Raw genomic sequence first — 25,314 nt, forward strand, 5'->3', positions numbered from 1 at the left:
AAGAGAATGAATTGGTATTTCAGAACAAAGTATGCTAGATTTGAAAGCCAATACTCTTATAGATGGTCTTCACTTTTGGAAAGAGACGACCATCATTAATTAGGATTATAATCATAAATAAAAAACTGTCTGACGATGCAGTTGTTTCTCAGGGTCTATACCTGACTGGCTCCTGAAAGTTTTCTTTCTGAAATAAGTACACCAATTTTATAACCAAAAAAGAAGAGAATTGCTGTGTTTAAAGCATTAAACAATGGGAAAAACACATAAATTAAAACACTTGAAAATCCTATATTAACCAGAAGTGCTTTAAGATAATCTACACGAGATTCGTAAATAAGAAATACCATAGTAAATAATACAATTCCAATAAAGAAACATTTTAAGAAAACTCTTTTTCGCTCGATTATAAAAGCAGCAACAAAACCCGTTAAAATAGTAAACAGTACTATTATATTATAGTCGTTTATTAGAAACTGAGCTAGTAATACAACTACGAATGGTAGGTAATTCAATATATTTTTCATTAGTTAAATTTTATAGTTTGTGTTATTTTTTCCAATTCTTTAGGGTTAGCTGCAAATTGTGCCTTTTTGTATTCACCTTTTCTCCACGGCTCTATTTGATCTCTGTAATGTTTTGAATTTATAATACCGCTCTGACCTCCAGCCAAAATCGTATTTGCTTGTATCTTTTTGTCTTTTATTTCATAAACAGCACGGAAAACTGGGTGAAATTTATCAGTATTGATATTGATTGTATTGATGTTTCCTCCTATGTTTTCAATTTCCTGTCCTAAGCCAGGCAGGAACAAAATATTATTGATATTGAATCTAGAGATATTTTTGTATGCAGTCTTTTTCCATTCACTTCCAAAACGTTTTACTAAGCTATCCTGTGTTTGTTCAAAAATAGCATCTACTATTTTTTGCTTATCAGAACCTCCTGCTACATTATAGGTCTTATCATTTAAATATTTTAAAAAATATTGTAATGAAGGTTCTTTTTTTACCTTAAGCTTTGTCTTTGCAAACTGTTTCGCTTCTTTTATCGCAACACCTCTCAATATTTCAAAAACTAAAGGCTGATTATCCTTACCTTCCATTCTCCCGTCCCATCCTTTTAATTTCATTATAATATCACTGTACTTCTCTTTTAGGGTATAATTCTTCATTAAAGTTTTAAAGTCATTCAGTGAAATGTCCACTACGTCACTTTGCATTTTCTGAATATCTTTTACGGTCCAGTTTTTATTGTCATTTAGTAAAGAATAAATACGATGAGCTCTATAGGTGTCACTTAAACCGTGCGCTCCAAAGTAAACATCATTCTGAATTGGCTGCTGATTTGCAGAAAACAAGAAGCCTTTTTCTGGATTATAAGCAGACCAAAAAGCAGCTAAGGGCTTCGTCTGAATGTGTTTTTTTGTACCATCCAACAATTGCCCTACATAGTCGGCACTCCTTTTGGGCAACTCACCGGCACACACAATCCCAATATTATTATCGACATCACTATAAGCAAAATTCTGAGGTGGGTAACTATATGTTTTTAACGCTGTTGAAAATCCTTCCCAATTATGACTTTGCATTGCTTCGAACATTGCCTTTACTGAATTGCTTTTTTCAGCAGCATACCAGTGTTGTGCATAATACTGACCGTCCTCTTCTTTTATTACTTTGCCTTGTATTGTGCTTCTATATTTTTCTATAAAGTCACTTTTCCCTTTTATTTTGATGGTGTAACTTTTGGTTTTAAAAGGAATCCATTTGCCTTCGTACAGATATAGGCTGTCATTTTTTACCTGAAGTTTATAGCGATCAACTAAATCCCATTCTCCATTAGTAATTCCCCATGTAATTTTATCATTATGACCACTTACGATTACAGGAACCCCTGGAATGGTAAAACCATAAACATTAAATTTACCAGCTACCAAATGGGCTTCATAAAAGGCTTCAGGCAAAGTCAGGTATAGATGAGGATCATTGGCCAGGATATTATTTTTCTCTTTTGTTTTAGTATTATTTACAACCCAATTATTACTTCCAATACCTTTATAAAATTTATTGTTTATCATTAATTTATCTCCTAAATCAAACCATGATTGCTCTTTTTCCTGTTTGTCGAAAGTAGTTATAGCTAAAGGTGTTGTGGCTAAATTTGGCAATTTAATATTTGACGGAGCCGTATTAGAAGGCAAAATAGTATTAATTCCTTTTGGCTGTAACGGATAAAAATAGTCTTTAAGCTGTTCTGGTAATTTTTTAAAAAGTTCCTGTTGCTCAACATGATGATCAAAATAGGTTAGTGTATAACTCATGTACCAGGTAAAGAGTAAAGAATACTCTGTTTTCCATTTTCTAGGTGCTGTTCCTAAAGCTTTATACAATGGATCTGCATTTTCGTTATTGTCCAGATATGCATTTACTCCATCTGAATAGGCTTGCAGATAAGCATAAAAGTTTGGATTTTCTTTTTTATAGGTTTGCAAAAGTTCTTCTGATTTTTGCTCGAACTCATAAGGTCTCCAGAATTTATCAGACTTTAATGTTCCTGAATGCAAAAACTCTGACAATCTTCCCTGTACAGTTCTAGATATCATTTCCATTTGAAAATATCTATCTTTTGCATGCATAAATCCTAAACCATAGGCTGCATCATTTTTTGAGGTACCATATACATGGGGAATTCCAGTATTGTCTACATAAATATCTAATTTTTTGCCACTATGAATTTCAACTTTTTCATCATTTTGTAACGGCACAGATAACAAACCTGTTTTATAAGTTGTTAACGATCCTAACGATCCAAATGGCCCTAGCCTAAACGTGGTTATAAATATCCAAACCAAAGATGATAGGACTAGAAGTACTATTTTAAAAATTTTTGCTTTTTTCATTTTCTTGAGATTATATCTTTAAATAATAAAGTTTATGATAACTTTCTTCGTTGAGCATCCTATTCAGGTTAATACAAAGCAAAAGGGTTCCAATCTATTATAACTTTGCAGTATAACATAGATTAGTGGCTCAATAAAAGAAGAATTATATTTTTAAAAGATTGCGGAAAGTTCTGAAATGTTTGTTTTTTCTAATTTACCGTATTCCATTTTGAACAAGGTATCTGCTGTATAATAATATCTGTCGTCATGAGTTATGGCAATGATCGTTTTATCATCATTCTGGACCAGCAAAGGAATAATTTCTGTGTAAAATTTATGCCTGAAATGGGGATCCTGATCTGCTGCCCACTCGTCAAGTACAATAATGGGTCTGTCTTCTAATAATGTATTAATTAAAGCCAGTCGTTTTCGCTGTCCCGTAGACAATTGTGTGGTCGAAAAATATCCATCTTCAATATGTACTTTTTCGTCTAACTCAAACAATTCGAGATATTTATTAACTTTTTCGTAATCAACGTTTGAAATTCCGTAGAACTCATCAAACAAATAAAAGTCACTAAATACTGGAGCAAAAAGATTTTTTATTTTTTCTATTTCTTTTAAAGGAACTAGTTCGTTATCTACATAAGCTTCGCCATTATCAAGATTAAAAAGATTTAAAACAGTGTTTATAAATGTGGTTTTTCCTTCTCCATTACCACCATATACATAAATAACTTCATTTCTTTTTATATCAAAATTAATGGGACCTACTGAAAATTGATTTTCACCATAAGAAAATGCATAGTTGCGTATTTTTAAATCTAAGAAATCTTTGTATTGTCCTTTGTTATCAAACTGTTTCAATTTTTCAAGTTTTGTAAGGTCTATTTTAAGCTTTTTCATTTTTTTAAGCGATACGTTAGCTCTGCTCATAACAGGAATAATCGTCATTACACTTACAATAGGCCCCATGAGGTACAATAAAACAAATATAAAGCTCACTTTGGTAGCTACGGGAGTCTGAAATACTGGTCCTGAATATACTAGAATAAAAGTAATCAAACCATAGAACAATAACTGACTAATAATCTCACTATTGAGATATTTCAAAAGTGCTGCTACATATTTTGTTTCTCCTGTGGTTGCTACTTTCATTAGTTTCTCATCATAAATCTGGGTTCCTTTGTCAGCGTTGATGTTGATCTCTTTTGCTCCGTTTAGAATACTGTTAAAAATGGCAATAAATGTTTTTTCCATTTCCCTTACTTCTTTTATTTGCTTATTACTGACTTTTGAGCGTATGGTATATACTACAACTCCCAGAGCAATCACAACCACACTGACTCCTAATAGTTTTAAGGATAAAAAAGCCATATAGACTAAACAAGCAAATATTAGGATTATAGACGAAAAAAAAGTAATAATCATTAAAGATGCATTCGAAATATGGTTCACATCTGTGGTTAATGTTGCATAGACTTCTTCTTTATATTCCTGAAGTTTTCTGTAAGGTGCTTTAAGTATAAGCTTTATTACATCTTTTCTGATATCCCAATATATTTTTTGGGACAACCTTATAATACCGCTTGCCAGCCATCTTCGTGAAATAAAAAAAACTGCAATTACTGCTATAAAAAGGTACAGGTAGTTTTGTAATGAAACTGTTTCTGTTGAAGTAATAGAATTACTTATAATTTTATTAATAATTGTAATAAAAGCAAACCCTGACAATCCTGAAATTATAGCGAGCACAGAGTATCCTATTAAGGGTCTTAAGGGTATGAGTTTAGAGTCGTTAATTTCTGATATATTTTTTTCCATGTTTTATAGTTTAATAAAATTATAAATAGTCCCCAGTCCCACGACACAGGGAAATCTATCTATTTGATTCATTTTCAGGTGGGATTATCATGCATGCTTGCGAAAGCATAACAAAATGTATTTAGTTTTACGAGAAAAGAGGTTATTTATACATACTTACCATCGAATAAGTAGCACATTCGTATATAATTTTTGATAATGCTTTTACCTGAGAATGAATAAAGAAATGATTTCCAGACAATACCTGATAATCAAATTTTCCACTGGTATACAGTTTCCAATTTTCGATCTCGGTAACAGTTTCCTCTTGATCGCCCATTACAGCAAAAATTGGGGTTTCTATTAGGAGCCCCACTTCTGAGAGTTTATCTTTTTCTAAGATTTGAAAATCAGCTCTCATGATAGGGCTAAAATAGTTGTACAAATCTTCATCTTCAAGAATTTCTTCGGGCACACCTCCTAATGATCTTAGCTCTTTTTTAAACTCAATATCGCCCAAAGCATGTCTTTGTTTATCATTAAATGAAGCTCCAGGACCCGGATTCCCAGAAACAATTAATATGTTTGGCGGATCTGAATGTTCTTCCATTTTTTTTGTAACCGATAAACCCAATGTCGCTCCCATACTATGACCATATATAATATAGGGCTGATTATTATTTCTTAAGCTTTTAATTTGTGAAACATAATCATGAATTGCATCTGCTTTTTTATAAAGATGTGATTCCTGATTTCTTTTACCTCTTCCCGGAAGTTCTAGAGCATGACATTCAAAATCATTCTGAATCTCATTTTTTAGAAAATCAAAAGAGTAACAACTACCTCCTGCAAAATGAAGCAGAAAAATCTGTATTTTTTGATTTGCATACATAGTAATTCTTTTTTAGATTTCGTTTAGGGATATTATTCTCTATTACTTTGATGTTCTTTTCTGTTTTTTGCCTTATTAAATCTATAGTTAAAGTTAAGATTCCATCTTGCTGCATTAAAGTTTGTCATCTGGCGTACTACAAAATCATTACCAATTGTTGTTTCTATAACTTTTCGGCTATTAAAAATATTACTTACTCCAAGTGTCAATGTCCCATTATTCTTAAACAAAGATTTTCCTAAGGCCATATTCATATAGTAATATGATTTTGTTCTCGTTTGAGCATTACTAACTGGTGCCTGATATTCTAATTTAGTTTGAAGTGTAAAATTTTTAGGAAACTTAACCTGACCTAATAGAGTTGATGTCCAAGTCTCATCGGAAAAATCAAGATTAGTTGTTCCTGTACTTCCTTTTTGATCAAAACTATAAGCATTAAAAACTGCACTTAACGATAACCATTTTGTTGGAGCATACTGAGCCGACATTTCCAATCCAAATCGTGTTTCTTCATCAAGATTTAATAAAACTGTCTCAAAAACATCATCTTCATTTTGTGTGGTAAAATATTGAAAGTTGTTTTTTGTCTTTGAATAATATAATGAAGGATTAAGTACCAATCCTTTTATTTTACTTAAAAAGCCTAACTCTATGCCATCTGTTAAGGAGGGTATCAAATTAATGTTACCAAAAATACGTGAGTTAAAATCCTGAAGTTCTGGAAAAGGATTTAACTGAAATAAATTAGGTCTATTAATACGCTGACTATAATTCAATTGGGCCGTTGTTTTCTCTGTCAGTGCATAACTTAAATTTACTGATGGAAATAACCTTGTATAAGTACTATCAGTGAGAACTTTTGCAGTATTTTGATCTTTAATCTCAATACTTGTATATTCTGTCCTTAACCCTAATTGATAACTGAATTTTTTTATCTTATTACCATATTGTGCATATGCTCCTAAAATCTGTTCTCTGTAATCCAAACCATTGTTAAAACCGTCTATTGGATTTACTACTCCAGCTGATTCTTCATTTGCTGCAAAATCAGTAGATACTAATCTGTGTTCCACTTTTACTCCTGTTTCAAAATTTGCTGTTTCGCTTACAGGTACTACAAAATCAGACTGAATCACAACATCATCATTTGCTCTGTTAGATTTTGTATTGATTACAGACTGATCTCCGTTATTAGGCGTAATTGTTCTTCGTTGGATATTAAAGTCTTTTGTACTATTCCAAAAATCATACTGACCGTCTATTGTGAATTTTTTGCCTGGCTTTTTAAAAGTTCTTGTATAGTTAAATTCTAATTGATTGTAACTTCTTTCTTCTTCTGAATCAGCTATTGTTCGAATATGCGTATTGTTAATTCCTTCACCTGAGAACTCATAATTCAGAGTATTTGTATCCTTATCTTTCGTCTGATTTCTATAAAATGCTGTTGTAATTGAATTATTATCATCTATAGCATAATCAAGTCCCAAATACACTAGTCCTCCATCATCATGTCGATCCTGATCTTCTCTCTGCATTAAAAAAAGATTTTTTCCATCTGATGTACTGATCTGATTTCTGGTGTTAAGCCCTACATAATCGGAATAGCGAACCCCAAAATTAGAAAACAAATTAAATTTCCCTTTTTTATAATTGATACTCCCTAATAGTCTATGATCAGCTGGTACTCCCGTTGACAAGGTAATACTACCGCTTAAATCTTTTTTATTATTCTTTTTTAGAATAATATTAATAATTCCAGCCGACCCAGCCGCATCATAACGTGAAGAAGGATTTGTAATTAACTCTATTGATTTTATTGATTCAGCCGGAATTTGTTCTAATCCCTGAGTCGACGTTAATCCTGATTTTCTACCATTAATAAGAATAAGCACATTACTATTTCCTCTTAGGCTTACGCTACCACTAGGTTCTACTCTAACAGAAGGCACATTATCTAACACTTGTGTTGCTGACCCTCCTTTTGAAGCAAGATCTTTTCCTACATCAAATACTTTTTTATCTAGTTTTAGTGCCATTTGAGAAGTTTCTGATGTAATAACGACTTCCTCAAGAGAAGTTGTCTTAGATTTTAACTTAATAGATCCAAGATTAATAATGGATTTGGAACCATCAACGTTTAATGTTATGGTTGAGCTTTCAAAACTTAAAAATTGGAACTCGATCGTGTACTTTCCTGTTTTGATTCCTTCAATTTTGAACACTCCTTTATCATTAGTAATCACTGTTTCTACCATCAACGCATCCTGCTTGACAATAACCGAAGCATAGGCCAGCTTTTCATTTGGATCCTCTCCGGTTAGTGTTCCTGAAACCTGAATTAGTGATTGGGCGGATAGGCTAGAGATCCCTAAAAAGACTAGTGCATAGGTGAATATTGATTTTATCATAATATTAATTATTACTTATTTGCGGAATTAAGAACTTTTATACTGTTTTTATCAAACACTTAACTAATAAACTAGACTGTTTTTGTATTCAACTATTTTCTCTCCATAAAGTCTCTCTGGTTCAATATTATTGGCTACACAATACTCCAGCAACTTATTTGATTCTACAATTGGAATTGACTCATGCGTATATTTAATTGAGCTTATATATTTAAGCCAGGGCTCCATACCCATAGCATATACAAAGACTTCACTAGGCTTAAAAACATCCACCAATGCTTTGGCCTGTTCAAAATTGCATCCTGCCAATCGTCTAGATTCGTCTTTGTCTCTGGCTAAAGTTTCTGGCATTAGTGGTCCATACAACCAGGATAATGGTGCTCCTTCACATTCCATTCCTAAAAAGATGATGTTGATATCTCCCATTACTTTATGAATACGCTCGTACAATTTTGGAGATACGTTGCAGGAATCAGCAGCAAACAATACTTTTAATCCATCTTTGTAAGATACATGGTGACATAATTTACTTCTTACATCCAGATCGCAGTGTTCTCCAACAAATGGCAATCCAGTAATGGAACAATCTTCAAAATGAATGGTCTCCATCTCTCCCAATTCGATAATGTTTTTAAATCCTATTCGTTCAAACATTAGTTTCAGGTTTGGATCCTGAAGGAACCCTCCATTGCTTTTAGGAACAATAATGTTTTTGATCTTGCGTCTAAGGCGTAATAAAGTCTCAAAGAGAATATGATCCTGATGATTGTGTGTTACCAATACGTAATCAATAGATTCCGGTAAATCATCATAAGAATATCGGGATATGTCCGACTCATAGCCATAACTAACTAAAGGATCTGCCAATATTGTTGTGTTCTTGGTTTCGGTAAGAATACAGGCATGGCCGAAATATCTTGTCAGCACACCATCTCCGGTATAACGCTCGTATTTCTTCGATTTTTCTGTTGTGAAAAAAGATTTAAACAAAGGAATATCTTCCGGCTCAATCTCAAATATTTCTGCAATTTCTTTAAATGTCTTTGGGTGATCTTCCATTTCAAAAAGCTGATCAATTTTTTCACTTTTAAAAGGCAGATTTATCCTTAAAATATTTTCTCCTGGTAATTTTGGTGTACTCAATACAAATGATCTCGAATCATCGTCATGTACTAAAAACAAATTGAAACTCTGAAGCGACTCTTTATAAAACTCTGTTTCGTATAGTAATGACTCAAAAATACGGAATGAAGGATTGTTGTTGATGTCATAGACCAATTCTACAAGACCTTGCAAACTTTCTGGTATTTTATTATATAAATCAATAAGCGCGTATCCTTTGGCTTCTTTTTTTAACATATCGTTAAGCGCAAATACATCTTCTCTCAATTGCAAAAGATCAGCACATTGCTCTTTCGTATTTTCGATAAGCCCTTTTATTTCATCTACTCTTTTTCCATCATAATCAATAAAAGGACCTCCTAACATTTTTGGTGTTTTTACCGCCGCCGCGTGAATCATAGGGTTTTGAACATATGATGTCATAATTTTCAAATGTCGGTCTTTAATATTCATTGCTGCAGTAGCTGGCGATATTAAGTGTGGCCAAGCATACCAATTGTCTACCAAAGGTTCAATAGCTAAATTCTTTTTAATGTATACTAAATCATGATTTTGGATTTCCATTTTTTCTAATTTTCAGAGTTTGGTTAATAAATATTGTTGTTATTTAAATTGATGTATTTGATTAAAAATTACGCACAAGATGCTTCCAGAATATTGTAAATCAGGCTTTTTTTATATGCCTATTACCTATTCTCGTAAAGTGTCGAAACATTGTTTCGGTTTATCGGGTAATCCTAAAACATTTCTTGTGAAAGTTCAAACAAGTATTTTTTGAAGTCAAAGTCTTTAGGAAATAAGTTATTGTACTTTTCTAAAGAGCAGGAAATGCTAACCTCAACAGCATTTGAATAACTGTTACAAATTAAATCTACTCCCTGCGTAAAATCGTTTTTAGAATAAGTCACTTTATTTTCTGTTGCAGCAAACTCCAGCTGTTTTTCATTTTCGGTGATAATAAAATTCAGAAGCCCTCCTATTTCGCTTTTTACCGAAACTTCATACATGCGTTCTATGTCTTCGCAAATTACTTCGTAAGGAATTTGCTGATGCATAAGTGCCTCCATATAAGCATTATAAACTTCTTTAATATAACTACTTTCTGTTGCATCAGAGGACTTCAGAACCGGTAAAGGCAGAAAATTATTAACAACTCCCAGTACTTTATGGCTCTCAATATCTTTAGCCCCTAATTCACGAGCCTGAACCAAAATTAGTTGTAAAGCCTTATCTGTATGTCTGTAAAGGATTAACTGATGCAGAGCTGTGAAAAACGCAGAAGACGTCAGACCGGTTTTGCTTATTATTTTTGAGAAGTCTATAAAACTATCTCCTGTTATCCAGACAGTCTGCTGTATACAATCCTGCAAGCCAATCGGGTCATCCTCAGTCGTTTCTTTTCTTACGACATCCTTCAGAGTTTCCAGCCAGTATTTTCTATGCTCATTTGCTTCTGTCGTATGCAGGTAGGCCTTTTGCCAGATCGCAAATTCATAGTATAAAGTATGGCTTTTTTCTAAAGGCTTGTCATTAAAAAAAGCTCTTAGATTTTTGATCAAAAACTTATTTGTAAAAGCATCCGTGAGCGCGTGATGTATACTTAGATATATACAAGAGTTTTGATTTGCCTGATTTTCTATATCCTGAATGAGAAGTACTTTGATTAATGCCCCTCCAATTACGTTAAACGGTTTTGATAGTAAAGAAGTAAATTGCTCCTGATCGATTGTAGTTGCTTGATGAAAATCAATTTCAACTTCTGAAGAAGGCAACATACGCTGTTTTACAAAATCATCTTCTTTATAAAACTGAGTTCTCAAAATTGGAAAGATCTCAATAAAGGATTTAAACTTTTTTAGGAAATCTTTCTTTGATCCAAACTTAGGCGCAACTATAGGACCTATAATACCTTGTGACATTGTCTTACCTAATATGAAATTCTGATTAGGTGTAAGTTCAAAATCAGCTGCTGTATTGATTTCCGGATCTTCACTGATATGTGCCTGACTTTCACTGAGTATGGTTAAATGGTTTACCAGTGTTACCAAGTGGTTTTTAAAGTTGCCCGATAATTTATCCATTACTTCCTTTTCAAATAGTAGAGAAGAATATCCAATTCCCATTTTAAGCTCTCCTGAGGAGATCATTCCAACTACACTCAATCCTAAATTGTTATGATTTTCAGAACTTGAATTGCCTCCTAAACTCTCCGTTCCGTACTTAAATATGGCATCTTTTTCTGACGACACATTGTATCCAAAATCTCCCAGATAGTTGTATTCCAGATCAAAGGTCGTATTCAACTCTACATCATCATTTAGAAATTTCAAAGCACTATATCCTATCCCTTTATTTGGAATTTTTGACAGATCTTCTTTTACCTTCAGTAAGTTTTCTAAAGCTTCCTCTTTTGATACATTTAATACAAAAGGATAAAATGATGTAAAGTACCCAACAGTTCGGCTAATATCAATAGTATCAATAATCTCTTCTCTACCGTGACCTTCCATTTGAATGATTACTTGATCTTTTTGCAATGTATCTTTAATTGCAAGTCCAAGACAAGTCAGGATTACATCATCTATCTGCGTGTTGTGTAGAACATGGGCTGAAGTTTGTAAAAGAGTGGTACTTTCTTTATCTAAAACCATAACCGTTGTTGAATCGCAGTTCAGTTTATATACTTCACTTTCCTCCAATGGTCGCAAAGGACTTCCTTGTTGTAGACATACTTCCTGCCAATACGAAAGTTCTTCAGTGTTTTTCAGTTTCTGAGCGTATTCTTTCAGTTCACTTGCCCAACTTTGGTACGAACTTGTTTTATAAGGCAATATATATTGATTACCAGCTTTTATATGTGTATATAAATCGGCAAAGTCCTGTAATAAAATCCTCCAAGAAACACCATCTATGACTAAGTGATGAATAATAAATCCGATACGATCGCCATCTTTTAATTTAAAATGAACAATTTTTACTAACGGCCCATTTTCAAGATTAAAAGAAGATTGCAGCTCTATTCCAATTTTTTTAATATTGTTTAAATAGTCATCATCTTTGCGTAAGTCATAAAAATGAATAGTATAACTGTCTTCTTTGTCGTTTTTGTTATACTGTTTTCTTTCCTTATTTTCAACTGGAAATACCATCCTCAATGCATCATGATGTTTGACCAACTGCTGTATACAGTTCTTTAAAACCCCAGCATCTACTTCGTCTTCTGCTTGAAGTAATACCGTATGGTTGTAATATTGAGGCGCATTAAAAATCCTGTTTCGTACTTTACTAAAGAAGAATTCCTGAATTGGAGTCAGTACCACATCTCCTTCTACTTCAGACTGATCGAGAACCTGATCGCTTTTTTGTAACAAAGGCACAAGGTCTTCTAATTTTGGATTTGAAATAATGTCACCTGCTTTAAGTACATACCCATACTGTTTTAATTTTGAAACGATCTGGATTGATTTTATAGAATCTCCACCAATGCTAAAGAAATTATCTTTAATCCCAACTCCCTCTTTCTTTAAAACTTCTTCCCAGACACTTACTAACAATTTCTCTTCAGAGGTAGTTGCCTCAACAAATGCGTGATTATCTTCGACGACAGTAGCGCTATGTAACGCAGGCAATGCTTTTTTGTCAATTTTTCCATTAATAGTAAGTGGCATTTGCTCTAACTGTACATATTTTTGAGGAAGCATATATTCCGGAAGAATCTTGGACAGGAAAGATCTTAGATTTCCGGCGCTAATAGGTACTGATGCAACAATGTAAGCGACAAGTTCTTTGGACTCCTCATACCCTTTTTCTACACAAACTACTGCTTCCTGTATATCTTCATTGGCTAACAATTGTTGCTCTATAGCGGAAAGCTCTATACGGTATCCTCTTATCTTTACTTGTTCATCGTTTCGTCCTTCATAAAGAATGTTTCCTTCTTTGGTCCATTTTCCTAAATCTCCGGTTTTGTATAATTTCCCGCTTCCTTCAAAGGGATTATCAATAAACCTTTGGCTGGTTAATTCTTCTCTGTTCAGATAACCTCGTGCAACTCCTGTTCCTCCAATACATATTTCGCCAACCACGCCCGTTGGAACCAAATTGTTGTATTTATCCAGAATATAAATTTTGGCATTTGATATTGGTTTTCCAATAGGAATATTGCGGTATGCGAGTGTATTTCCTTCCGGCATCTTGAAAATTGTACCGCAAACACTTGTTTCAGTTGGTCCGTATGCATTATAGTAGGTACCGTATTTAAAGTATGGTTTTAAAATTTCATAATCCGGTGCTTCTCCTGCAGTAATTAATATTTCTAATCCTTTTAAATCATCAATATCTACCAGAGCGATGTAAGAAGGAGGCAATGTGGCAATGTTAATGTTACTTTTTTTTATAAATGCGGTCAGTGTTTCTGCATCTTTTCGTTGTTCTTCACTTGCCATATAAAGACTTCCTCCTGAGAGAAGAATCATAAAAGTTTCCCATACTGAGGCATCAAAAGAAAAAGGGGCGAACTGCAAACCTCTGTTGTTTTTGTCTAACTTAAAGTAGTCAATTTGAGAAAGGATTGTATTTATAATCTGACCGTGTTCAATCATAACACCTTTTGGCAACCCGGTAGATCCGGAAGTATAAATAACATAAGCTAAATCTGCAGGAGTTATTTCAACTTTTATCGGATCACAATCACTAGCATCAAAAACGATATCAACTGCCATTAATGCTCCAGTATAAAATTCCAAATCAAACATGTATGATGTTGTTGTCACGAGCAATTCTAATTGTGTATCAGCAACGATATGTTCTTTTACCTGATTAGGCATCTCAGGAGCAATAGGAACATAGGCACATCCCAGTTTTAAAATCGCAAGTATCGAAATAATATTCCACTCATTACGATCCAATTGTATCCCCACAAATTTTCCTTTTTCAATTTCGTAGTATTTATGGATATAGCGAGCTAAATCAGCTGAGGCTTCGTCCAGCTCTTTGTAGGTAAACTTCTTCTTCCCTACAAACAAGGCGAGTGCATCAGGAGTTTCTTTAACTTGTTTTTCAAACAATGATAACAATGTTTCTTCTGGAGAATAATCTAAAGTTATATCATTAAAATCCAATAATAACTCTTCACGCTCATTTATAGACAAATAATCAATATCCTGGATCGGTGTATTGGGATGTAAAATTATTCTCTCCAACAATTGCTTAAAGTGAATAAGCAACGCAGTTACATACTCAGATTCAAAAACATCTGCGTTGTATACTAAATGACAAGCCAGATAATCTCCTTCTTCGATAAAGTTGATGTCTAAATCTGTTAATACTGAGGTTTCTCCTAATCTTCTTATCTCTTTTATCTGCTCTTCACTTATCTGATGGTTATGGTTATTTTCTACTGCGTTTTGAAGCAGAATCATAACATCAAACAAAGGAGACCTTGACATGTCTCTATTGTAATTGATTAGTTTTAATAAATGGTCGAAAGGATAAAACTGACAATCCAAGGCTGATAATGTATTTTCTTTTACGGTATCAAAAAAACTGCTAAATGTTTGCTCCGGATTAAGTTGATTTCGTAAAGGCAATGAGTTGATATAACAACCTATTTGTTCTTTTAAATCGGCATGATCACGTCCTCCAACAGCGGTACCGATAATAATGTCGGTACTGTTAGTGTACTTATGCAGCAATACATTCCATACAGCCAACAATCCCATAAAAACACTTCCTTTTTTGTCCGAGCAAAGTTTTTTAAAACGAGCTGTAGCTTCTTTAGAAAGATAGGATTTAAGTGCAAATCCGTTAACCGTTGTCACCGCTGGTCTATTCTTATTATTTGTAAAGTTAATTACAGGCAACTCTCCTGAAAATGTTTCTTTAAAATATGCTTCTTGACTTTTAAATAAGCCTTTTGAAAGTTGTTCATTTTGCCAAGCTGCATAATCTTTATATTGAATTTTTAATTCTGAAAGCTGATTTGGAACGCCTGTCTCAAAAGAGGTGTAGAATGCAAAAATGTCTTTAAATAAGATATCTAGAGACCAGGAATCACTTATTACGTGATGGATATTGCAATAAAAAACAAATTCACGATCCTGTAATTGAAATAATTTTACCCTTATTAGAGGCCCCTGACCAATATCAAATGGCTTTTCGATGTCGTCTTTGGTAATTTGCTGTATCTGTTCTCTTCCTTTATCTAAATTTCTAAAGTCAAAAAAATCTACGTTAAAACCAATCGCTTCTTTTCCAAGAATATGTTGTCTTATTTGCCCTTCTTCATTGATTCTAAAAACTGTACGCAAAGACTCATGTCGCTCTATCGTACTAAAAACTGCACGTTTAAGATTAGCAACATTAATCTCCTCCTTAAGGTTAATAGAATTCGGAATTGCATAATTGAATCCTTTTGTTTCTGTATCGATAAGAATAGAAGAGAGCATTCTCAGCTGGCTGAAGGATACCTCATAACTCTCCTGTGATTCGACTTTGGGAATACAGTTATGCTTGTTTGAAGAACCGTATTTTGTAAGGTAAGAAACGATCTCCTGCTTGTTTTCTTTTATTTTTGTGATAAGCACCTCATCAATTACTTCATCTTTAAAACCAAGCTTAAGATCTGTACCATCCAGTGTTACCGTAATGTTATTTTCATATATTTCGTTTAATAAATTGACCATTGCATTTCGTTTTTGGGTTATAAGACAGTTCGTCTACAAATAATAAATAGTGTTGTTTGTGTTGCAACCTGAAGCAAATAAAAAAGAAGACTATTCTTTCTAGATGGTCATTACTGATCTGTAGCTGTTTTCTTGTTGTGGAATAGTAACAATTTTCAACCCCATATCTATTTCGGCAGCCAATTCTTTTATAGTTGATTTTTGGTAGAAATCTTTGATTTTGATTTCTATATCAAAATTTTTCTGAATGAGTTTAAGCATGGTAACCCCTTTTAAAGAGTTGCCTCCCAATGCAAAAAAATCATCTAAGATTCCCATTTCATCTCTACTAAAAAATGTTTTCCACATTTCAACAAGTTTTTTCTCAGTATCCGTAACCGGGGCAATATAGTTTACAAAAGACACTGCGTTCTCATCTGGATCTTCCTGAAATGCTTCACTATCATCAAAGTGTTCAAGTGCAAATGGAGTTGTCAAAACCGGAGTTTCAGCTCCAGATAAATTAAAAAACTCAAATGGGTTAACTTTTACAGGAAGTTTTGTTTTATTAAATGAGTAACCTGGCACTGAAACCTTATAGGGCTTTTGTTCTCCGTAATATGCTTCCCAATCGATATCGATACCATTGGTCCATAATTCTCCTATTTTTTTCAGAAGATGTTCTTGGTCGTGAATTTCCTGTTTTGGATGTCTAATCAGATTGATTGCCGTTTTATTAGAAATCAGATCGTGTTTTTGTTGATGGAAAAGGGTTGTTAATGTATTTCCGGGACCTATTTCGATAAAAACGGTATTTGGTTCTTTTAACAATGTGGTTAAACCATCCGAAAATCGTACTGTGCTTCGCAAATGATCGATCCAATATTGAGAAGACATGGCTTCTTCGGGAGTTATTAATGCTCCCGTTAAGTTGGATACAAAAGGAATTTTAAGCGTCGAGAATTCAACCTTTTTCAGTTCCTCTCTAAATTCTTCCAGTACTGGATCCATTAAAAAAGAATGTCCTCCTAAGGAAATTTTTAATTTTGAACATAAAATTTCTTCTGCTTCAAATATCTCTATAAGTGTCTCTATAGCATCTTCAGTTCCTGATAAAACACAAGACTCCGGTGAATTAACCACTGCCAAAGCAATCTGACGGTTTAAATATTTTTTTATTTTTTCTTCCGAAAGTGATACACTCAACATGCTCCCTTTAGAAGATTTATTCATCAATAAAGCACGTTTTGCAACCAGTCTCAATCCTGTTTCAAAAGAAAAAACACCACTTAAACAGGCGGCCACAAATTCGCCCGTACTATGTCCTATCAGTTTGTCAGGCTGTATTCCCCAACGGATTAACTGTTTGGCTAATGCATATTCAAAAACAAATACGATAGGTTGTGTAAATTCATTTTTATTAACATCGAAACCTCCTATGTCTGTATCTTCTTTATATAAAACCTTTTTAACATCAACCCCTGTCAGTTCGTTTATGATTGAAAAACCTTCATCCATAAGCTGTCTAAAATAAGGCTCATTTTCATAAAGGTCTTTTCCCATGTTAAGATACTGTGCTCCTGAACCAGTACACATAAAAACTACTTTACGTTTTTGATCTAGTTTTGCCGAATAAAGTGCTGTGCTTAACGGGTCTTTTAAAATTTCTAAGGCACTTTCTTTAGAATTGCTTACTAAAAATCGGTTGTACTTAAATTGGCTTCTGCCCGTTTGAAGGGTATAGGCTATATCTCTAAAACTATTGCTCTCCTTGTTTTCCAGAAACAAGATTAGTTTTTCCTGATAGGCATTTAAAGACCCCACTGACTGTGCCGAAAAACGCAATAATTTATAGGACTTATCCGATATGGTTTCTTCTCTTTCTGGAGCTTCTTCTAAAATGACATGAGCATTATTTCCTCCTATACCAAAACTGCTAACACCTGCTCTTAAAGGTTGATTGTTAACCGAATTCCATGCTGCTAACTCGGTTTGTACTTTAAAAGGCCCTGATTTAAAATTAATTTCGGGATTTGGATTTTTAAAATGTAAGGACGGCGGAATCATTTTATTTTTTAATGACAGTGTGGCCTTCAAAAATCCTGTAATTCCCGCCGCAGCGTCAAGATGTCCAATATTGGTTTTAACTGATCCTAAAGCACAGTGATGATTAGCATTATATCCAAAAGATTTATTTAGTGCTTCTACTTCAATAGGATCTCCTAACTTTGTTCCTGTACCATGCGCTTCGATATAGGTTATAGACTCCGGGGTTACTTCTGCGATTTGTTGGGCTTGTTTGATACACTCGTATTGCCCGTTTATACTTGGAGCGGTGTAACCTACTTTTCTGTTTCCATCATTATTTACCACTGAAGAACGAATTACAGCGTAGATTTGATCGTTATCAGCCATAGCATCTTCTAATCTTTTTAAAATGACTACTCCTGCGCCTTCTCCGGACACAATTCCCGATGAGTCTTCATCAAAAGCTTTACAATGACCGTCTTTAGAATTGGTCATTCCTTCCTGATAAGAATGTCCTCTGTATGGTTTTGAATAGATTCGTATACCTCCCGCTATTGCTATCGAACATTCTCGCATAAGCAAAGAACGACAAGCCTGATGTACCGCTACTAAAGAACTTGAACAGGCCGTATCTACATAATAACTTGGTCCTCTAAGGTTTAGATTATAAGAAATCAGTGTACTGATAAAATTTTTGTTAGAGATCTGATTCAGGAAAAATGAATTAACATTGTCATTGGTGGCAATCATGGTATAGGCTCTCCAGTTCATATTGTCTGATGCAGATAAGTACAAACCTATTTTATCTTTGTAAGTCCTCGGATTGTACCCTGCATCTTCCAATCCCAGCCAAACCAGTTCGTGCATCATGCGTATTTGAGGATCCATAGCCATAGCTTCTTGTTTGGTGTATCCAAAAAAAGAATAATCAAAACTATTAGGATCATTCAGAGGAGCTTGTGCTTTTATTAAACTAGGGTTTGTAAGATCTTTTTCGCTTACTCCAACAGCTCTTAATTCATCATCGGTATAAAAATGAACTAATTCTTCGCCGTTTTTTAAATTTTCCCAAAACTCATTAATAGTATCTGATTTAGGATATTTACCTGAAACCCCAACAATAGCAATATCCTTTTTTCTAATTTTATTGTCCATAGTAATTAAATTGTATTGTATTACATTAAGCTTATAAATTCATCAAAAGCCTCTGATATATCTTCCGGCTCTTCCAGATTGTTTTTTTCCTGAGAATCAATCGTGTCTAAATATTGAACAAACTCTTCTATATTAGGGTTTTCAAACAGCGAAACTACTCTAACATCCAGTTCTAATTGCTTATTAATTTCGTTCATAATTTTAACAATCTTTATAGAGTTGGCACCAAGATCAAAGAAGTTATCAAGTATACTCACTGTAGTTGGCTCTATTTTTAACTCTCTAGCTATAATCTCTATGATTACTTTTTCTTTTTGAGACTGAGGGGCTATATATTGTTTTTCACTGACGATCTTAATTCCTGGAACATTTGCTAATTGTTTTTTATCAATTTTTCCGTTTATTGTTACGGGCAACTGTTCTAACACTATAAATGTTGAAGGAATACAGTAATGAGGTATAGTGTTTTTAAGAAACACTCTTAACTGCTCCAGTGACAATGACTCTTTTGTAATGATATAAGCGATTAAACTTTTGATATTAAACTCATTGATATCTACCTGAACAACAGCTTCATTAATATGATCATGGCTCGTCAAAACTTGTTCGATTTCACTTAACTCTATTCTATATCCTGAAATTTTTACTTGGTCATCTTTTCGTCCTAGGAATTCAATATTACCATCAGGAAGCCATTTTCCCAGATCACCAGTTTTGTATAAACGTTCATTTTCTATAAAAGGATGTGCTATAAATTTTTCAGCTGTAAGTTCTGGCCTATTTAAATATCCTTTAGCCAATCCCGTTCCGCCCACACATATTTCTCCTACTATACCAACAGGTACAATTTTATTTTCTTTATCAAGAATAAAAGTTTGTGTATTAGCAATTGGTTTTCCAATTGGTATATTTGCTAATGGCAATTGATCCCCTTTTAACAAACCATACATCGCGGAACAAATACTGGTTTCCGTTGGACCATATGCATTATAATAATTCCCTAATTCCAAGTATTCTTTTACCTTGTTGTAAACAGGAGGTTCGCCAGCTGTAATTAAAGTTTTAAGCTTTCCTAAGTTTTTTATACTCATCAAACTCATATAAGACGGCGGAATAGTTGCTATATCGATTTTCTGTTCAACGATATATTTTTCTAACATTTTAGGATCATTTCTGTGTAGAGTATCGATAACACACAAACAAGCACCTGATAAAAGAGCAGTAAATATTTCAGATATCGAAGCGTCAAATGAAAAGGAAGCAAACTGTAATCCGTTATCATTTGCCGATATATCAAAAAGAGCTATTTGCGCCAAAATCGTATTGACAATTCCCTTATGCTCAATCATTACTCCTTTAGGGTTTCCGGTTGAGCCCGAGGTATAAATGATATAGGCTAAATCATCTGGAGTAAGATTTACACCATTTACTTCATCACTATAGTTAAAAGGTTTAAAATCATTTACAATATCAAATACAGTTCCATTGTAATTATCTATGTAAGTTACAGAAGATTGATCTGAAATGAGTAACCTGATTTTGGTGTCCTCATAAATGTAAGATTTGCGAGATTCTGGATATGCAGTATCAATTGGAATATACACTGCACCAGCTTTCATTATTCCTAAAATCGAAATAATAACATTGGCATTTCTTTCTAGTTCTACTCCTATAAAGTCTCCTTTTACAACTTTAAAATCATCTTTTAAACAATTTGCCAATTGATTCGAAAGTCGATCCAGCTCCTTATAACTATAACTTAAGCCATTAAAAAACAAAGCTTTATTTTTATAATATTTCAAAGCTTTACTGGTAAACAAATCGATTAAGGTTTTATCCTTAGGATAGGAAACTACATTATTATTAAAATCATAAATCAATTGATGTCTTTCACTTTCGGATATATACTCTATATTTTTTATTTGCTCCTCCGGATTTTGCAAAAGTACTTCTAGTAATTGTTTGTAATGATTGATAAACTTAAATACGGACTCTTCTGAATACAGATCAGTATTATAAGTAATGTTAAACGATAGATAATCTCCCTGTTCCTGAAATGCAATATCCATATCAAACTTAGCTACTTTATATCCTTTATTTTCTATTAAAGAAAAAGCTGTATTATCAAGAATCTCATTTTCGTTAATATCTCTAATGTTTTGCAACATCAGCATGACATCAAAGATGGCGCTTCTGCTAGTATCGTTTCGAATATCTAGATCGTCTACTAAACGATCAAATGGATACATCTGATGCTCAAAAGACAAAATTGTATTTTCTTTTACAGTGTTGTAAAAAGAATCAAAACTATCTTCTGCATTTACAATGTTTCGCAACGGAAGCGTATTGATATAAAAACCAATCTGATGGTTTAAATCTACGTGATCTCTTCCAGCAACAGGCGTCCCTATAATCAAATCATTATCAGATGTATACTTATAAAACAAAATATTCAATACAGATAATAACCCTACAAATAAGCTACCCCCTTGATTTTGCCCGTACTTTCTAAGTTGATTTGTAATTTCTGGCGAAATATAGGTCCTTAGACTATTTCCGACATAAGTTTTAACGGCTGGTCTTGTTTTTTGATAAGGAAGATCCAAAGTAGGTAGTTCTCCTGCCAGGCTTTTTAACCAATAAGCTTTATGAAAATTATTTTGCTCCTTTTGTAATTGTTCCTGCTGCCAAACTGAATAATCTCTGTATTGAATTTTTAATAATGGTAACTCAGGTTCTTTACCTGCTGAATAATACTCATAAAAAGCCAATACATCTTTCTCAAGTACATCCATTGACCAACCATCGCAAATAATATGATGCAGGTTGTAATAAAATATATAATCCTGATCAGAAAGCTGTAAAATACTGGCTCTTACCAGTGGTCCATTTTTTAAATCAAATGGTACATTAGTATCCTCTTTTATATACAATGACACATTTGTTTCCTGATGCAAATCAGCTCTATAATCAATATAATTTACAATAAAACCTAACTCTTTTGTTGTTTTTACCACTTGTCTTACTTCTCCCTCATCGTTAACTTTAAATACTGTTCGTAAGGCTTCGTGCCTATCTAGAGTGGCTTCTATAGCTTGTGAAAGACAGGATAAATCATACGATCCTTTTAAAACTGTCTGAAAAGGCATGTTGTATACTGCCATACTTCCTATCGTCTGACTTAAAACCCATAATCTTCGTTGTCCAGCTGAGACAGGATAATCAGCAGCATCTGGAACTTTTTGTATGGCAGTATGTACAGTTACTTCGGTATTTTTGATGAGGTTTGCATGTGACTTTATGGTCGAATTTGCAAATATTTGTTTTAATCCTAATTTTACTTCAAATGCTTTATGGTATTGGTTAATTAACTGAATTGCTTTAAGGCTATGACCTCCCAATTCATAGAAATCATCTAAGGTTCCTATTTGATCTACTTGTAGTATTTTTTTCCATATTTCTACAATTTGAGCTTCGATTTCATTTGCTGGCTCAACATATACAGCACGGGATATTTTTCCTGTATTTAAAGTCAGTAATTGTTTTTTATCAACTTTCCCGTTTACAGTTAATGGAATTGCATCTACCAGTAAAATTACCGAAGGAATCATATATTCAGGTAATTTGTACTCCAAATATCTTTTTACCCATTTTGTATCTTCATTTTGGGCACATACAATATAAGCAACTAGCTCTTTTTCGCAATTATTTCTGTCGTCAGCCAAAACAACTGCCTGATCAATTGCTTCATGCTGCATAAGTTGCTGTTCAATTTCGCTCAGCTCTATTCTGTACCCTCTTATTTTAACCTGATCGTCTTTTCTTTCTTTGTAGATTATGTCTCCATTATCCAGCCATCTGGCGATATCTCCAGTCTTATAAGACGATAATTCTCTTGTATTTATAAATCGTTCACTGTTAAGTTCAGGACGGTTTAAATAACCTTGTGCAACTCCAGCCCCTGAAATTATAATTTCTCCATATACTCCCACATCGCAAATATTTCCACAAGGATCTGCAATCGTGATAAAGGTGTTAGCAATTGGTTTCCCTATACTTACATGAGACTGATCTGGAGTCATTTCTTTTACGATACAACCAACAGTGGTCTCGGTAGGTCCATACTCATTGAATATGCGGATATTTCGATCAATATTCCACACATTTTGTAATTGATTTTGCGTTAACTGTTCACCACCACAGATGACTATTTTTATATTTGTTTTTTCGATATTCAATTCTCTTAACAATGAAAGATGTGATGGCGTGAGTTTTAAAGTATCAATCTGAGGATTGGTAAAACTTTCCGTCAGCAATTCGTTGATTGTTTTTGCATCAGATCCAATCCATAATTTCTTACCTCTTGTTAAACTGGTGAAAAGAGAAGTAATCGTAAGGTCAAAAGAAATAGAAGTAATTAATCCCCAGTTTCCAGTTTCAGAATCTTCAAAATAATACTCATTAGACCATTGTATATAATTCAAAAGATTAGCATGCGTTATCAGACATCCTTTAGGATTTCCTGTAGAACCAGAAGTATAGATACAATAAGCAATATCTTGTGGATCTACTACATTAAAAATTGAAGGATTTACCTCTGCCTGAAAAATCTCTTTTTTTGACGGGTCAAGAATTCTAATATCAGAAAAATTGTTTACTGCTGAAAGAGGTGGCGTAGTAACTAAAACAGTACAAGCGGCATCTTGAAGAATGAACTGTATACGATTTTTTGGATAGGCTATATCCATAGGAATATAGTAGGCTCCAGCTTTAAGAATTCCTAAAATACTAATTACAAAATCTGGCGAACGGTCTAATAAAACCGCAACAGCATCTCCTTTTTTAATACCGTATTTCTCAATCAAATATTGGGAAAACTGGTTTACTTTTCGGTCTAATTCCTGATAAGAAACTGATATGTTTTCATCAAATAGAGCTGTATTATTGCCTTGTGATATTACTTGTTGCTCAAAAATTGTTGTAACAGAATTAAAAGACTCATAGAGTTTCACTGTATTATTTGCAGCCGCTATAATAGCCTGACCTGCCAGATTATTACTCTCGTTTGTAAAAAAGTTTTTAAGCTGTGCAGCAATTAAATTTATTGCTCCGATCGTGTAACAAGAAGCATCATAATATAATTCTATTACCAATTTATCATCATAATCAACTACACTAAGTTTAAGTTCAAAAACATCCGTAACACTGTATATATCTCTTATTTTTAGATGATTTGATGAGTTATTTTGGTTTAACTCCAAAAACTCGAAAACATACTTAAAGATTGTTGCATCACTTACCTTTTTGTCGTGAATTCTGTTCACATAAAAATAATCAGACCACATTTTGGTTTCTTCAACTGATTTCTTCAGGTGAGCATTTACTTCTTTTTCCGATAATGTAGTTAAATCTTTTAGCTGAATAGGAAGTGTCTTTGACACTAACCCAACTGTATTTTCTAATTCATTATAAAATCTTTTGAAAGGAAGATATCCAAGAGTGAACGAATCCTCTCCAAATCTGGATAAATAAACTGCATATTTAGACAACAGTATATGTTCTACTGAACAATCCTCCTGAATAGATTTTGCTTTTAAAGCCTCATAAGCATTATTTTCAATCGTGCAAACGGCTTGTCTTTGTGGTGCAAAAAAATCAGTTGTTTTATTTTTAAACGGAACAATATCCTGAGTTAAATCTATAGTATAATTTTTCCAAAAATTAATACCCTCTTCTTCAGGATTGCTAAACAATTGCTGCTGCCATACTGCGAAATCCTGATATTCTACAAATTCTCTTGCTTCTTTTTCATACAAAATTTCATTTTGCAGAGCTTTTGAGAGTTCGTTGCATAAAAAAGTAGCACTGTAAGTATCTGCCCAAAATGAAAATAACCGTACTACCAATACTTGATTGCCATCAGAATCTTTAAGTAAACAAATACGCAGTGCATCATTTTTTAAAGGATTATATTGCTCTCCAAGACATTCCTGTGCTTGTGCCTCAATAGTATTTTTATCTAGTGTTTGTACTGTTCGTTCTGCTATTCTTTCCGTCATTTCAGATACTATCTGAACGGGGAAAACTGCATTTGAAGTCATACTCATTTTAAATAGTAGTGTTTCATTTTTGCTTACTACACGTGTTAAACCACGTTGCAACTCTTCGATTGTTACTGCGTTTCCAATATCAATAACAACCTGATTATAATAAGCCTGTACATTACTTTTTGCTACACTCCATAAATTCATCTGATTTATAGATAGCTGATATCCTTCAATATTATTTAGTATTTCTTTTTCCATCATGTTAGTAACTTATTAATTTAGCATTTAGACTATCCAAACATATCTTGGATGC

General features: G+C 33.4%; 9 protein-coding genes. All 9 read right to left on the minus strand.

What is annotated here, in order from left to right; genetic code table 11:
• Positions 1-155: 155 nt before the first annotated feature.
• The 9 genes from WFZ86_RS18035 to WFZ86_RS18075 all read right to left on the minus strand — a co-directional run bounded on the left by WFZ86_RS18035 (position 156) and on the right by WFZ86_RS18075 (position 25,262).
• The gene (locus WFZ86_RS18035) at positions 156-527 is read right to left on the minus strand and encodes a hypothetical protein (RefSeq protein ID WP_342693227.1); all 372 of its coding nucleotides are present in this window, start codon (positions 525-527) and stop codon (positions 156-158) included.
• Positions 527-2,902 (minus strand): penicillin acylase family protein, encoded by a 2,376-nt coding sequence (locus WFZ86_RS18040; protein WP_342693228.1) that lies wholly within the window; start codon positions 2,900-2,902, stop codon positions 527-529. Before WFZ86_RS18040 ends, WFZ86_RS18035 begins: the two co-directional genes overlap by 1 nt.
• A gap of 153 nt (positions 2,903-3,055) precedes the next feature.
• On the minus strand, positions 3,056-4,708 hold the full coding sequence (locus WFZ86_RS18045) for a cyclic peptide export ABC transporter (RefSeq protein WP_342693229.1): 1,653 nt from the start codon (positions 4,706-4,708) through the stop codon (positions 3,056-3,058).
• 142 nt (positions 4,709-4,850) lie between these two features.
• Positions 4,851-5,579: a thioesterase II family protein gene (locus WFZ86_RS18050; protein ID WP_342693230.1), complete on the minus strand. Its 729-nt coding sequence runs from the start codon at positions 5,577-5,579 to the stop codon at positions 4,851-4,853.
• Between the two features lie 32 nt (positions 5,580-5,611).
• Entirely contained in the window at positions 5,612-7,987 is a 2,376-nt protein-coding gene (locus WFZ86_RS18055) for a TonB-dependent receptor (RefSeq protein WP_342693231.1), read from the minus strand.
• Positions 7,988-8,050: 63 nt separating this feature from the next.
• Entirely contained in the window at positions 8,051-9,673 is a 1,623-nt protein-coding gene (locus tag WFZ86_RS18060) for an MBL fold metallo-hydrolase (RefSeq protein ID WP_342693232.1), read from the minus strand.
• A 173-nt stretch (positions 9,674-9,846) separates the two neighbouring features.
• On the minus strand, positions 9,847-15,792 hold the full coding sequence (locus tag WFZ86_RS18065; protein ID WP_342693233.1) for an amino acid adenylation domain-containing protein: 5,946 nt from the start codon (positions 15,790-15,792) through the stop codon (positions 9,847-9,849).
• Between the two features lie 99 nt (positions 15,793-15,891).
• Positions 15,892-18,954 (minus strand): type I polyketide synthase, encoded by a 3,063-nt coding sequence (locus tag WFZ86_RS18070; RefSeq protein WP_342693234.1) that lies wholly within the window; start codon positions 18,952-18,954, stop codon positions 15,892-15,894.
• 20 nt (positions 18,955-18,974) lie between these two features.
• Entirely contained in the window at positions 18,975-25,262 is a 6,288-nt protein-coding gene (locus WFZ86_RS18075) for an amino acid adenylation domain-containing protein (RefSeq protein ID WP_342693235.1), read from the minus strand.
• Positions 25,263-25,314: the final 52 nt, after the last annotated feature.

It is taken from the genome of Flavobacterium polysaccharolyticum (assembly GCF_038739875.1).
GTDB classification, from domain to species: Bacteria; Bacteroidota; Bacteroidia; order Flavobacteriales; family Flavobacteriaceae; genus Flavobacterium; species Flavobacterium polysaccharolyticum.

Bases quoted from the DNA above. Each gene is read 5' to 3' on its own strand.
- WFZ86_RS18035 (WP_342693227.1), bottom strand. From the start codon at position 527: ATGAAAAATATATTGAATTACCTACCATTCGTAGTTGTATTACTAGCT.
- WFZ86_RS18040 (WP_342693228.1), bottom strand. From the start codon at position 2,902: ATGAAAAAAGCAAAAATTTTTAAAATAGTACTTCTAGTCCTATCATCT.
- WFZ86_RS18045 (WP_342693229.1), bottom strand. From the start codon at position 4,708: ATGGAAAAAAATATATCAGAAATTAACGACTCTAAACTCATACCCTTA.
- WFZ86_RS18050 (WP_342693230.1), bottom strand. From the start codon at position 5,579: ATGTATGCAAATCAAAAAATACAGATTTTTCTGCTTCATTTTGCAGGA.
- WFZ86_RS18055 (WP_342693231.1), bottom strand. From the start codon at position 7,987: ATGATAAAATCAATATTCACCTATGCACTAGTCTTTTTAGGGATCTCT.
- WFZ86_RS18060 (WP_342693232.1), bottom strand. From the start codon at position 9,673: ATGGAAATCCAAAATCATGATTTAGTATACATTAAAAAGAATTTAGCT.
- WFZ86_RS18065 (WP_342693233.1), bottom strand. From the start codon at position 15,792: ATGGTCAATTTATTAAACGAAATATATGAAAATAACATTACGGTAACA.
- WFZ86_RS18070 (WP_342693234.1), bottom strand. From the start codon at position 18,954: ATGGACAATAAAATTAGAAAAAAGGATATTGCTATTGTTGGGGTTTCA.
- WFZ86_RS18075 (WP_342693235.1), bottom strand. From the start codon at position 25,262: ATGATGGAAAAAGAAATACTAAATAATATTGAAGGATATCAGCTATCT.